12 protein-coding genes and 1 pseudogene are annotated in these 12,628 nt (G+C 36.4%); 10 read left to right on the plus strand and 3 right to left on the minus strand.

Annotated elements, in window-relative coordinates; translation table 11 throughout:
* Window positions 1-54 precede the first annotated feature (54 nt).
* The gene (locus tag B3L86_RS04640) at window positions 55-534 is read left to right on the plus strand and encodes a hypothetical protein (protein WP_291115560.1); all 480 of its coding nucleotides are present in this window, start codon (window positions 55-57) and stop codon (window positions 532-534) included.
* Window positions 535-604: 70 nt separating this feature from the next.
* Window positions 605-1,210 carry a hypothetical protein gene (locus B3L86_RS04645; RefSeq protein ID WP_291115563.1) on the plus strand — a complete coding sequence of 202 codons (606 nt, stop codon included), beginning with the start codon at window positions 605-607 and terminating at the stop codon, window positions 1,208-1,210.
* A gap of 81 nt (window positions 1,211-1,291) precedes the next feature.
* Here the strand turns inward: B3L86_RS04645 and ltrA are convergent.
* Window positions 1,292-2,636, minus strand: a pseudogene (gene ltrA, locus B3L86_RS04650) (group II intron reverse transcriptase/maturase).
* 749 nt (window positions 2,637-3,385) lie between these two features.
* On the opposite strand from ltrA, the gene B3L86_RS04655 reads away from it, so the two are divergent.
* The 4 genes from B3L86_RS04655 to B3L86_RS04670 are packed head-to-tail and all read left to right on the plus strand — an operon-like array spanning window position 3,386 to window position 5,704.
* On the plus strand, window positions 3,386-4,015 hold the full coding sequence (locus B3L86_RS04655; RefSeq protein ID WP_291115566.1) for a class I SAM-dependent methyltransferase: 630 nt from the start codon (window positions 3,386-3,388) through the stop codon (window positions 4,013-4,015).
* A gap of 2 nt (window positions 4,016-4,017) precedes the next feature.
* The gene (locus B3L86_RS04660; RefSeq protein ID WP_291115569.1) at window positions 4,018-4,497 is read left to right on the plus strand and encodes a hypothetical protein; all 480 of its coding nucleotides are present in this window, start codon (window positions 4,018-4,020) and stop codon (window positions 4,495-4,497) included.
* A gap of 1 nt (window position 4,498) precedes the next feature.
* Window positions 4,499-4,930, plus strand: a complete 432-nt coding sequence (locus B3L86_RS04665; protein WP_291115572.1) for a DoxX family protein — start codon at window positions 4,499-4,501, stop codon at window positions 4,928-4,930.
* Window positions 4,931-5,704 (plus strand): sulfite exporter TauE/SafE family protein, encoded by a 774-nt coding sequence (locus B3L86_RS04670; protein WP_291115575.1) that lies wholly within the window; start codon window positions 4,931-4,933, stop codon window positions 5,702-5,704.
* 337 nt (window positions 5,705-6,041) lie between these two features.
* Here the strand turns inward: B3L86_RS04670 and nhaA are convergent, their stop codons facing one another.
* A complete protein-coding gene (gene nhaA / locus B3L86_RS04675) occupies window positions 6,042-7,370 on the minus strand; it encodes a Na+/H+ antiporter NhaA (protein WP_291115578.1) in 1,329 nt (442 codons plus the stop codon).
* A 193-nt stretch (window positions 7,371-7,563) separates the two neighbouring features.
* Here nhaA and B3L86_RS04680 point away from each other — a divergent pair, with 193 nt between their 5' ends.
* The 4 genes from B3L86_RS04680 to B3L86_RS04695 all read left to right on the plus strand — a co-directional run bounded on the left by B3L86_RS04680 (window position 7,564) and on the right by B3L86_RS04695 (window position 11,935).
* Complete coding sequence (locus B3L86_RS04680) at window positions 7,564-7,929, plus strand: DUF2200 domain-containing protein (RefSeq protein ID WP_291115581.1); 366 nt, start codon at window positions 7,564-7,566, stop codon at window positions 7,927-7,929.
* A 522-nt stretch (window positions 7,930-8,451) separates the two neighbouring features.
* A complete protein-coding gene (locus tag B3L86_RS04685; RefSeq protein WP_291115584.1) occupies window positions 8,452-9,024 on the plus strand; it encodes a non-canonical purine NTP diphosphatase in 573 nt (190 codons plus the stop codon).
* Between the two features lie 151 nt (window positions 9,025-9,175).
* Window positions 9,176-11,050, plus strand: coding sequence for a DEAD/DEAH box helicase (locus tag B3L86_RS04690; RefSeq protein WP_291115587.1), 1,875 nt, complete (start codon window positions 9,176-9,178; stop codon window positions 11,048-11,050).
* Between the two features lie 111 nt (window positions 11,051-11,161).
* Window positions 11,162-11,935 carry a carboxypeptidase-like regulatory domain-containing protein gene (locus B3L86_RS04695; RefSeq protein ID WP_291115590.1) on the plus strand — a complete coding sequence of 258 codons (774 nt, stop codon included), beginning with the start codon at window positions 11,162-11,164 and terminating at the stop codon, window positions 11,933-11,935.
* 2 nt (window positions 11,936-11,937) lie between these two features.
* Here B3L86_RS04695 and B3L86_RS04700 read toward each other — a convergent pair whose 3' ends face one another.
* A complete protein-coding gene (locus B3L86_RS04700) occupies window positions 11,938-12,612 on the minus strand; it encodes a TrmH family RNA methyltransferase (RefSeq protein ID WP_291115592.1) in 675 nt (224 codons plus the stop codon).
* Window positions 12,613-12,628: the final 16 nt, after the last annotated feature.

A 12,628-nucleotide genomic window follows, 5' to 3' on the forward strand; every position in this document is an offset into this window, starting at 1 on the left:
CCTGTCTGACCCGATTAGTGGCAAGACCTAAAATCTGCAAAAAAGAACTAAAGTATGAAATACATAATTTGCTTTTTAATCTACTTTTCAAGTTTTAATTGTTTTTCTCAAATAAAAATTGAGTTAACAAAATCCACTGAAAATAATAAAGATTATATCTTCAAAAAAACCAGCGACAGCACTTATCTCAATGTTGGACACAAAGAAGACATGGGAGCTTGGTATGGATTCTACTTTGAGTTTAAGAAAAATATTCCCGATGGAAATTATCAAGTCTTTGTTAACAATAAAATACGAAGCAATGGATTAATAAAAAACTCACAGAAAGAAGGATTTTGGAAGGAATATAATAATGATGGCGAGTTAACTGTAATTTACAAATTAAATAAAGGAATTCTTAACGGAAAATCTATTTGGAATTACAGAAACAAAAAAGTAAAACAAATAGCCAATTATAAAAAAGGAAAAGTTATTTGGTCAAAGTCTTATAATGAAGAGGGAAAATTAATTTCGAAAACATATTTTTATGAATAACATCTATTTTCTATTTCTTGTTTTCCTGTTTTTATCTTGCAATTTAAAAGACGATAAAAAAGCAGTAATTGTGGAAAAAACTAAAAAAGAAACTACAAAACCAACTTTACTCAAGATTCAGCAAAATGAAAATCAACTTAATGCAAAAAAAACAGATACTTTAGATATTCCAATAGGCAAAATTAATGGATTTGAGTTAGTCTATGATTGCATAGGTTGTAGACAAACAGTATCTGAAGGCATAACAATTTATTATAAAAAAAATAATGCTAAAAAGGTACTTTTAAATTTACCGCTGGGTGATTATTATGTAGATGAAGTTTCAACTTTCAAAAATAAAAATGATTATTTTATTTATGTTGGCACAACCCATACTTATGGACATTCAAGAGGTTATCTGTATTATTTAAATACATTGAAAATGAAGACCTACGAAGTAAAGGTAGAAATAAATAAAAACTCAAATGCTAGTAAACAACTAGACACTTTAGATGTTCATAAGTATTTTGAACTAACGAAAGATGAAAAAGATAATTTCGGAAGTGGAGCAACCTATCGGAGTAAAACAACATATTATACTTATTATTGTACGTCCGGATATTATATTTCAAAAATTGGTGAAAATAAATTTAGTTTAATTTCTAAAAATAATCTTACTTGTGATCGGGAAAACTAATTAAAAGTCCTGCCACTAATCGAGTAGACTGCCCTGCCAGAAACTGACAGGGAGAGCCTCTCACACCACCGAGCATACGGGTCACGTACTCGGCGGTTCGCAAAGAGATGGGTTGAGTTGAATGTAGATTTCCGTTAAGGATTCATATCCCTTCTGTTTCAAGCGTTTCAAGGTAATGGTTGTTCCTAAAATGGGACTTTGAGCAATCGCCCAACCACCTTTTACTCACGCTTTATTATTGTTTTTTTGGTGTTCGTGAATGCAGAGCATTTCGAGTTCTGCTCCATGCATAGGCGTGGTCTTGGTCAACCCCCAATCGAATCAGGTTTTTCCTTTTCCTTTCAGGTTTCTTCCAATCCTTCCAAATACAGTAACGGATGCGATTCCGTAGCCAACCATCGATATCTCGTAATTTTCCTATGATATTGGTTCCTCGAAAATAGTTTAACCATCCTTGTTGGATTTCCTTTATCTTGGTTATACGTTCTTCTAGTTTGGCTGGAGTGGTTTTTCGGGTAATGCTTTTGAGACGCATCTTTAGGTTTTTCCATGCCTTTTCGGCTACTACGAGTTGGTATTGATTCTTGCTTCCTTTATTGTAAACGGGCACAAATCCAAAGCCAAGTAACGTAAAGTTCGAAGGTTTTCTAATCCCACTCTTTTCCTTGTTGATGGTTAGTTTGAGCTTGTTCTTAAGGAACTTTTCAATCACTACGCTCGTAGCTTTTGCTTGATTGTGGCTTTTGCAGTAGATACTAAAATCATCAGCGTAACGAACGAATTTATGTCCTCTTCGGGTCATTTCTTTATCCAATTGATGGAGTAAGATGTTAGACAATAGTGGACTCAATGGGCTTCCTTGCGGAACGCCTTTTCTTCGTTTGCGTAGCTTTCCGTTGATTTTAATCGGTGCTCGAAGCCATTTGCGAATGAGTTGCATTGTGGTTTTGCATTTCACTTTTTGAAACACCAGATTCAACACTAAACAATGGTCAACTTCATCAAAGAAGTTTTTCAGGTCAATATCCACAATGTGGTTCAGTCCTGAATGAATGTAGTCCCGTGCTTGTCCAACGGCTTGTCGGGCATTTTTGTTGGGTCTAAATCCAAAACTGCTGGGTTTGAATTCGGGTTCAAATAAAGGTGCGATGCTTTGTGAAACCGCTTGTTGCAACACTCTTTCGCTTGTTGTGGGAACGCCCAATAATCGGGTTTTTCCGTTTCCTTTGGGAATCTCGATTCCTAAAATGGGTTGAATTTGATAGTTTCCTTGTTTGATTTCTTCAATAAGTTGTAGTTTCTTTTCTGTAAACACCTTGCGGAGTTCACGTACAGAAACGCCATCAACACCCGCACTGCCTTTGTTGGCAATGACGTGTTCCAATGCTTTTTGGAGGTTGTAAGAATGTACTACTTTTTCAATCATTTTTGTTTAATCTGAACTTGTTTCAGATTCTTTGTTAACCTGTTTTCGTTAAGTAGGGCTATCTTTTGATTCCGTTACTTATTGAAAACCTCTTTACGTTCAGTCCTTCCTTGTTTGTGAGACCTATGCGGTATCTATTCGCACCTCGTTGCTTTCAAGTACTATGACCTCTGCTGACTTCTCTTTCTAACCAACTCGTGGATTAAGAGACCTCCCCTGGTAACCGCTTTTTCCTTCCGTCTATTCCTGGTACATTTACATGACAGTAATCTGATTTAGTAGCATGTTCAGAACACTGTTTTGGACTTCGTATTGCTGTGGATACTCATCCTTACTGCTATGCCTCTTATGTACTTTCTGTTCGTCAGTACAGACTTTTGCCGTTTGACTTCCTTCAGTGCATACCTCGCGGTAAACCACCTTGTCACGTACTAAACCTTCGAGACGTTACTCTCGCGGTTAAGGGACTCACACCCTCTGGAAAAATAGCACCCCGAAAATTAGTTTTTGTAGTCGAAATTTGTATTTTTGAACTATTTGAAAAGCTTTCGGGGTGTGTCCTGCGGATGCAGGGCACACACAGCCGTTTTGCAAAAGCAGGGGTTTCGTGCTTCTATGACAGTGAAGTGCTAAGTTCAAGCCTTGTGCTTCTAATGAAATTTAGTGTTGAAAAATCTGCCTTCATCTAAAGGCAAAGCGTAATGCCTCACCCTAAAGGCGACACCAAAATATAAAAACGAAATAGAAGAATGGAAAATTTTGACCGCAAAAAACATTGGGAAAATATCTATCAGACAAAAGAATTGAAAGACGTAAGTTGGTTTCAACCGACGCCAGAGACTTCCTTGGCCTTCTTTAAACAGTTTCATGTGCCAACAACAGCAAAAATAATTGACATTGGCGGTGGCGACAGTTTTTTAGTTGACCATTTGCTCGACTTGGGCTATCAAGACCTTTCAGTTCTCGACATTTCAGCGGCTGCCATTGACAGAGCAAAACAACGACTTGGTTATAGAGCAAAAAACGTAAAATGGATAGTTGCAGACGCAGCAACATTCAAGCCGACAGAGCAATATAACTTTTGGCACGACCGAGCCGCATTTCATTTTTTGACAGACGAAAAAGAAATTTCAAACTATTTGGAAACTGCCCAACAAAATATTAAGCCAACAGGTGTTCTAGTAATTGGTACATTTTCTGAATTAGGACCAAAAAAATGTAGCGGAATTGAAATCAAACAGTATTCGGAAACTACAATGACTGAACGACTAAAAAACTTTTTTGAAAAAATAGAGTGTCTCACGGTAGACCACAAGACACCCTTTGACACTAATCAAAATTTTGTTTTTTGCAGTTTCAGGAAAATACAAGTTAGTTGATCATGAAGATTACCATTTACACATTTATCCTTCTTCTTTGTTTTGGATGCCATCAACAGACAGAACCTTCAAATTCAGAAGGAGCGTGGATTAAAGGAACGGAACAAGAAAAAATACAAACCATAGAAAAACAATTTCGGGGCTTTGACAATGCAATGGTTGAAACAGGTTATCGTTACCAAGAGTTGTATTGGGCAGGGCAAGACGAGAATTGGGAATATGCCGACTATCAATTAGAAAAAATCAAAATCGCAATTGAAAACGGGTTGGAACGAAGACCCAAAAGAGCAAAACCTGCCGAACACTTTTTGACTTCTATTTTGCCCGAAATGAAAAAAGCATTAGAAGAAAAAGACACTGTAGTTTTCAATAAAAACTTTCAAACATTGACTATCAACTGTAACAGTTGTCATGCAATGGAAAAAGTGCCTTTTTTCAGTGTTCAAATTCCAACAGTTAGACAATCACCAATTAGAAAATAATATGTTTCAGAAAATTATTCAAACAGACCATTCAAAAACTACAATCATAATCCGTTTGATTGTTGGAGCAGTATTTTTATCGGAAGGAATACAAAAGTTCTTGTTCCCTGCCATTCGTGGTGCAGGACGATTTGAAAAAATTGGTTTGCCTTTTCCTGAATTTTTAGGAAGTTTTGTAGGCACTTTTGAAATCCTTTGCGGAGCATTCATTTTACTTGGCTTATTTACACGCTTGGCAAGTATTCCGCTCATTGTCATTATGCTTGTTGCCATTGCCACCACAAAATCAGAAGTTTTAGCCGACAAAGGATTTTGGGAAATGATGCACGGAAGCAGAACAGATTGGTCAATGCTATTAGGTAATGTTTTTCTACTCATTAAAGGCGGTGGCTATTGGTCACTTGATAATGAACTAAATAAAATCAAAAGTTAAATGGAAATTGTAGTCATATCATTAGCGGCATTTGTAGTTGCCATTCTTACCTTCTTTTCAGGTTTTGGGCTTGGCACCATTTTGACACCTGTATTTATGATATTCTTTCCTGTGGAGTTAGCAATCGCTCTGACAGGAGTTGTTCATTTTTTCAATAACATTTTTAAACTGTTTTTAGTTGGCCGCAATGCAAACAAAGAAGTATTGATGCGTTTTGGTATTCCAGCAGTTATTGCTGCAATCATTGGCTCTTGGATTTTATTAAACATAACCAACTTGCAACCTTTGTTTTCTTATGACGCATTCGGGAAGCATTTTGAAGTTTATCCTGTTAAATTTATCATTTCCATTTTGCTTATCATTTTTGCAAGTATTGACCTTATTCCCTATTTCAACACCTTGCAATTCGGAAAGGACAAACTGCCAATTGGCGGGGTATTAAGCGGATTTTTTGGTGGACTTTCCGGAAATCAAGGTGCTTTAAGAAGTGCCTTTTTAATCAAAGCAGGACTTTCTAAAGAAGCATTTGTGGCAACAGCAGTTGTTGTTTCAACTTTTGTTGATTTCACACGACTAAGTATTTATGCAACACGATTTACAAAATCGGGATTGACCGAAAACTTGACTTTGGTGATTTGTGCAACGCTTGCAGGAATTGCAGGAGCCTATATAGGCAACAAACTTCTAAAGAAAGTGACCCTTAGATTTTTACAAGTAACGATAGCGATAATGCTGATACTCATTTCACTTGCATTGGGTGCAGGACTTATATAATGAACAACAAACACTACAAAAAACAAGGGCGAAGGCAAAAGCTAGAAAACTGCCCTGCCATATACTAACAAGGAAAACCTCTCAAATCACCGAGTACTTCGTTAAACTCAGCATAAACCAAGCGGATTATCCCGATAAAAATCGGGACAGGCTAAACTCGGCGGTTCGCAAAGAGATGGGTGGAGTTGAATGTAGACTTCTGTTAATGAAACAAATCCCTTTTTTTTCAATAGCTTTATAACACAAGTATTTTTTTACTATTTGAAAAACTTTTCAGATGCATTCTACGGATGCAAGTCAAACAAACTACCAATGCCCTCTCCAAACTCCCTATTCCCTACTCCAAGCTCCCCACTTCTTTCTTGCCGTTTCCTTTCAATAAATAATAGCCAAGTACACCCGCAACAGTAGAGGCCGCCAAAATACCGAGTTTGGCTTGTTTGATAAGTTGTTCGTCTTTGAATGCTAAATCGGTGATGAACACTGACATGGTAAACCCGATAGCAGCAAGCAATCCCACACCCATGATCTTAGGCCAGTCAACGCCGTGAGGCAAATGGCAAATGCGCAACTTGACCATAATGAAAGTAAACAGGGTGATTCCTACCACTTTTCCAACGATGAGTCCGCTAACCACTCCCAAAGTCACTGAGCTCATGAGTTGTTGAAAGACATCAGAACCTAAAACAACACCGGCGTTGGCAAAGGCAAAAACGGGTAACACCACAAAACTTACAAAGCTATTAAAGCTGTGTTCCAAACGATGTAACGGCGGAGAAGCATCGTAGGTCAACAAGGTAATTTTTTCAATTTCTGAGCTGAGTCTACTTTTATTAAGTGGCATGGTATCGTGTTGATGTCCAATTTTAAAGGCCATCAATCTGATTTTTCTAAGAAAGAGTCCGGTGTGTACTTTACGATTGGCCGGTATTGTAAAGGCTACTACTACAGCAGCAATCGTGGCATGTACTCCTGAAAGCAATATGGCCAACCATACCCCACCGATGCCAAAAAGAGCATAGTACAACGTGTTTCGTATTCCCAATATATTTCCTATGATTAGAAAAAGCATGAATGAGGCTCCTAAGTACAGGTTTTGAACAGCAATTTCCTCGGTATAAAACAGAGCAATGACCAGTATAGCTCCTATATCGTCAACAATAGCCACAGCTGTTAAAAATACTTTTAACGACAAGGGGACTTTGTCTCCAAGTAAGTACAATATCCCCAAAGCAAAAGCAATATCCGTTGCCATCGGAATACCCCAACCATTAGCACCGGGAGTACCATGATTGATTAACGTATAGATTAATGCCGGAACCAGCATACCACCGAGGGCAGCAAAGGCTGGCAAAATAGAATCACGAAAAGAGGAAAGTTCACCTTCTAAAATTTCACGTTTTAACTCTAATCCAACCAGAAAGAAAAACATGGACATGAGTCCGTCGTTAATCCAATGCAAAATGTTCTTTTTAATTTGGAAATTATGCACTCCAAAAGAAATATACTTATCTAAAAATGAAAAATAATAGCCGGATAAACTTGAATTTGCCACCACCATTGCCAACATAGCTGCGAGGAACAGAACAATTCCGACGGATGTTTTTTTCTCAATAAAATTTTGGATGGGCTTCAGAAAAAAAAGATCTAATTTAGACTTTCTCATGGTCACTGATTTTTGAAATTAAGAGACTTTATCATTTGGACACTTCCTACAAATTTAAACTATTTAAATGATAAAGTAAGTGGATTATATATTCTTATTTCGTTAATTTTGTTTTAAAATTATAGCCGTTGAAAAACCAAAACTTGTCTAAAAAAAGTAAAATAAGCGAACACAACAATAAGTATCTTATACTATGAAAATAACTCCCGAACATAACGAACGAATGGCAAAAATGACGTTTGCATCCGTTTATCCGCATTACGTTACCAAAGTGGAAAGCAAAGGCAGAACAAAAGAAGAATTACATCAGGTTATAACTTGGTTAACCGGTTTTGATGATAAAAAAATATCTGAATTGATTAAAGAGAAAGTCACCTTTGAAAATTTCTTCAACAGAGCAAATCTAAACCCTTTGGCCAATTCAATTAAAGGTGTTATCTGCGGTTATCGAATTGAAGAAATTGACAATCCACTAACCAAACAAGTGAGATACCTTGATAAACTAGTTGATGAGTTAGCCAAAGGCAAAAAAATGGATAAAATTTTGAGAGTTGTTTAAGGTATAAACTGATACGATTAACTCAAAAAATCAAAAAACTACTTCCGATTAGTTGTCCTATTTAAGCTATTAAAATATTTTGTAATTTTAGAATCTAAAAAAACACCATGTTGTATCCAATAATTCCAATAGTGCTTGTCACATTGTTCTTTTTTTACATCTTTTATCTTTTACTGATTAAAAAAGATATAAAGAAACTTAAAACCATAGTATTCCCAGGATTATTTTTTATTACTATTTGGGCTGTAATTTATTATTTTTTGTTGAAATAAATTCAAGTTTTTAAGATATTATATAATATTATTAAAAAAAACCCGTTGGGTGTAATTAAATTTTCAAATAATTTTACCACTAATTCACCAATTTTTTTGACTAATTATTCGATTAAATTCGAATTTTCATCAAAGATGAACAAATTATTGCATTTACTAAATTTATAATTTGTGAATTCGTGGCAAAAATATCCAGAATACTATTGAATTAAATAATTACACCCAACGGGTTAAAAAAAACATTTTAATTATGCAAATCGTCTTCGCCTCAAACAACCCCAATAAAGTAAAAGAAATACAACTGCTTTTACCCAAAACGATAACGCTTCTTAGCTTAGAAGCTATTGGTTGTATCAAAGACATACCTGAAACAGCCCAAACCATTGAAGGCAACGCCATTCTAAAAGCCAATTACATTACCCAAAACTACAATCTAAATTGTTTTGCTGATGATACCGGACTTGAGGTGGAAGCTCTCAACGGCGAACCCGGTGTTTACTCCGCTCGATATGCCGGAAATCAAAGAAACGCCAATGACAATATGGATAAACTTTTGTTAAATCTATCCGATAAAACCAACCGAAAAGCACAATTTAAAACCACCATTTGCCTTAACATTGAGGGGCAACAACACCTTTTTGAAGGGATCATTAAAGGAACAATTACCAAAGAAAAAAAAGGCAATCAAGGCTTTGGTTACGACCCCATTTTTATACCTGATGGATACGATAAAACCTTTGCTGAGATGACAATTCAAGAGAAATCAATCATCAGTCATCGCGGTTTGGCAGTAGAAAAATTAGTTGCGTTTTTAAATGAATAATTTACATTTCAAACTCATTTTCTGTCGTCTCTACCATCTCCCCTCTTCCATCTTCCATCCCGTCAACTCCAACTATTTAAAAATCAATAACTAACACCATTAGTTTATGTGATTTTTAAACCGTACCTTTGCACCCAATTTAAAATTATATATGAACAAATTTGAACAATTAGGATTGAGTGAATCGCTACAGCGTGCGATTATCGATCTAGGATTTGAAAATCCGACCGAAGTACAGGAAAAAGCGATTCCCCTATTATTGGAACAAGAAACAGATTTAGTTGCGTTGGCTCAAACAGGGACAGGGAAAACGGCAGCATTTGGTTTCCCGCTTATCCAAAAAATTGATGCGAACAATAGAAATACGCAGGCCTTAATTTTATCTCCTACTCGCGAACTGTGTTTGCAGATTACAAATGAAATTAAATTGTACTCCAAGTACGAAAAAGGAATTAACGTTGTGGCTGTTTATGGTGGTGCCAGCATCTCCGAACAAGCTCGTGAAGTAAAAAGAGGTGCTCAAATCATTGTAGCTACCCCGGGAAGAATGCAAGACATGATTAACAGAGGTTTTGTAAACATCTCTGAAATCAACTATTGTATTCTTGATGAAGCCGATGAAATGTTAAACATGGGATTCTATGAAGACATCGTTAGTATTTTATCTACCACACCTGATGAAAAAAGCACTTGGTTATTCTCGGCAACCATGCCGCAAGAAGTAGCTCGTATTGCTAAAAAATTCATGCATGAACCACAGGAAATTACTGTGGGGGCAAAAAACTCAGGTTCAGCCACAGTTTCTCATGAATTTTATTTAGTAAATGCTCGTGATCGTTACGAAGCGTTGAAACGTTTAGCTGATGCCAATCCGGACATCTTCTCCGTAGTGTTTTGCAGAACAAAAAGAGACACACAAGCAGTAGCTGAAAAGTTAATTGAAGACGGTTATAATGCAGCAGCGTTGCACGGTGATTTATCGCAAGCCCAACGTGATTCTGTAATGAAATCATTTAGAGGCCGTCAAATTCAAATGTTGGTAGCTACAGATGTTGCCGCTCGTGGAATTGACGTAGACAACATCACACACGTGGTAAACTACCAATTACCGGATGAAATCGAAACCTACAACCACCGTTCTGGCCGTACCGGTCGTGCAGGTAAATTAGGAACTTCCATTGTAATTGTTACAAAAAGTGAATTGCGTAAAATTTCGGCTATTGAAAGAATCATCAAGCAGAAATTTGAAGAGAAAACAATCCCTTCAGGAATTGAAATCTGTGAAATCCAATTATTGCACTTAGCTACTAAAATTAAAGATACCGAAGTAGATCACGAAATTGACAATTACCTTCCGGCTATCAACGAGGTTTTAGAAGGTTTAAGTAAAGAAGAATTGATTAAGAAAATGGTATCGGTAGAATTCAACCGATTCATCAATTACTATAAAAAAACAAGAGATTTATCATCACAATCATCAGGTTCTGAAAGACGTGACGACAGAGAACCAAGAGAAAATACCAGCGGAGCAACTCGTTTCTTTGTAAACATTGGTTCAAGAGATAATTTTGATTGGATGCAGTTGAAAGACTTTCTACGTGATACGTTAGAATTAGGTCGCGAAGACGTTTACAAAGTAGATGTTAAAGAAGGTTTCTCTTTCTTCAACACCGATATTGAACATACAGACAAAGTAATGGATGTATTAAATGGCATGCAATTGGAAGGTCGTAAAATCAACGTAGAAATCTCTAAAAATGACGGTGGCGGTAGACGTGACCATAATGGTAGAAGTTCTGGCGGTTTTAGAGGCGAAAGAAGCTCAGGCCCAAGAGGAGGCGGAAGTTTCGGACCAAGAAAAGAAGGTGGAGCTCCAAGAAGCGACAGAAGAGAAGGCGGATTTAGACCAAGAACCGAAAGTGGTTCCTCAGAAAGACCAGCTAGACGTTCTGATGATTCTCGTAGTGAAAGACCGGCTGGCCGTTCATTTGAAGCTGCAAAAAACAGAAGACCTAGAAGAAGTTAATTCATTTGAATACCCTATTTTGGGTTTTAAATTGTTAATTTTCTGATAATAGACCAAAAACTGTAAAAAATCTCAAAGCGAATGCTTACTTTTAAACCGTTAAATCAGTTTATGAGATTTTTTACAGTTTTACTATTTATTTTAGTTTCTTTTGCCTCCTTTTCGCAAAAGACTTTCCCCGATTTGGTTAAAGTGAATGGCGTTATTAAAGACGATAATTCTTTAAAACCTTTAAATAATGTTCACATTATCAATTTTAATACCGTAAAAGGAACCATTACAAATGAAAAAGGTTACTTTGAAATTGATGCACAAGTAAACGACACACTTCACATTTCTATACTAGGTTATCAATCCATCCGAGTTCGAGTGACCAATGATTGGATCAATTCAAAATCTACAGAAATAAAACTTACTGAAAAAGCCTACGCCTTAGAAGAAGTGATTGTTACACCTTACACCCTTACCGGTTATTTGGAAATTGATGCCAAAATAATTCCTATTCCTGAGAATTATCGTTATGGTATTTCCGGACTTTCCTATGGTTATGAAGCGGGAAGCAAATCGCCAAACGCAATCAGCCGCGTGGTAAGTTCGCTCTTTAACCCCGCAGATTTGCTCTATAATTTCTTTGGAAAAAAACCAAACGAGCTGAAAAAATTGAAAGAAATGAAAAAAGATGATACGGTAAGAACTATGCTTGAAAACAAGTTTGACCGAGAAACAATTTCTATCATGTTGGGTGTTGATAAAAAAGAAATTCCTGAAATCTTGCATCGTTGTAATTATTCTGAGACTTTTATCAAAACGGCAAACGACTTACAAGTGCTTGATGCCATTAGCGATTGCTACGAAGAATATAAAATTCTAAAAAAGAAATCGTAGTTCTAATTTGAATTTTCTTCAATAAATCGTTCCGTGATTTTCACATAATCTTTTATAGATTTTTGTGCCCAATCAATTTTCTTTAAAAGAATTTCCTGAGGCGTCAATCGCCATTCTATGTTTGATTTTCGCAATCGATCAGATAATTGTTGTAACAAAATTGCTGCAGAAACGGAAATATTCAAACTTTCTGTAAATCCAACCATCGGGATATGAATCATTCCGTCAGCTTCTTGCAAAACCGCTTCCGAAAGTCCGTCTTTTTCGGTGCCAAAAAAAAGTGCAGCAGGCTTAGTAATATCAAAAGAAGTTAAATCAGTAGATTGATCATGAGGGGTTGTCGCAATAATTTGATAGCCTTTCTTTCGCATGGCTCTGATGCAGGAAATGGAATTTTCAAATCGATAGATATCCACCCATTTTTGTGCACCTAAAGCAATTTCAGAATCAATTTGCTTTCCAAACTTTTGTTCAATCACTTGAATCTCTTGAATTCCAAACACTTCACAACTTCGCATAACGGCACTAGTGTTGTGCAATTGGTACACATCTTCCACCACAACAGTAAAATGTTTTGTTCGTGATTGCAACACGTCATGAATGCGTTTTCTTCTGTTTTCGGTTAGAAAGTTTTCTAAGAAATTTAAGTATTCTTTGGTTTGTAATAATTCATTCATCAAAATTGGTTTTATT

Origin of the sequence: Flavobacterium sp. UBA6135 (genome assembly GCF_002428305.1) — a bacterium.
Classification (GTDB): domain Bacteria; phylum Bacteroidota; class Bacteroidia; order Flavobacteriales; family Flavobacteriaceae; genus Flavobacterium.

Coding starts and splice junctions, on each gene's coding strand:
- B3L86_RS04695 (WP_291115590.1), top strand. CDS start 11,162: ATGAGATTTTTTACAGTTTTACTATTTATTTTAGTTTCTTTTGCCTCC.
- B3L86_RS04700 (WP_291115592.1), bottom strand. CDS start 12,612: ATGAATGAATTATTACAAACCAAAGAATACTTAAATTTCTTAGAAAAC.
- B3L86_RS04660 (WP_291115569.1), top strand. CDS start 4,018: ATGAAGATTACCATTTACACATTTATCCTTCTTCTTTGTTTTGGATGC.
- B3L86_RS04690 (WP_291115587.1), top strand. CDS start 9,176: ATGAACAAATTTGAACAATTAGGATTGAGTGAATCGCTACAGCGTGCG.
- B3L86_RS04670 (WP_291115575.1), top strand. CDS start 4,931: ATGGAAATTGTAGTCATATCATTAGCGGCATTTGTAGTTGCCATTCTT.
- B3L86_RS04680 (WP_291115581.1), top strand. CDS start 7,564: ATGAAAATAACTCCCGAACATAACGAACGAATGGCAAAAATGACGTTT.
- B3L86_RS04665 (WP_291115572.1), top strand. CDS start 4,499: ATGTTTCAGAAAATTATTCAAACAGACCATTCAAAAACTACAATCATA.
- nhaA (WP_291115578.1), bottom strand. CDS start 7,370: ATGAGAAAGTCTAAATTAGATCTTTTTTTTCTGAAGCCCATCCAAAAT.
- B3L86_RS04685 (WP_291115584.1), top strand. CDS start 8,452: ATGCAAATCGTCTTCGCCTCAAACAACCCCAATAAAGTAAAAGAAATA.
- B3L86_RS04655 (WP_291115566.1), top strand. CDS start 3,386: ATGGAAAATTTTGACCGCAAAAAACATTGGGAAAATATCTATCAGACA.
- B3L86_RS04640 (WP_291115560.1), top strand. CDS start 55: ATGAAATACATAATTTGCTTTTTAATCTACTTTTCAAGTTTTAATTGT.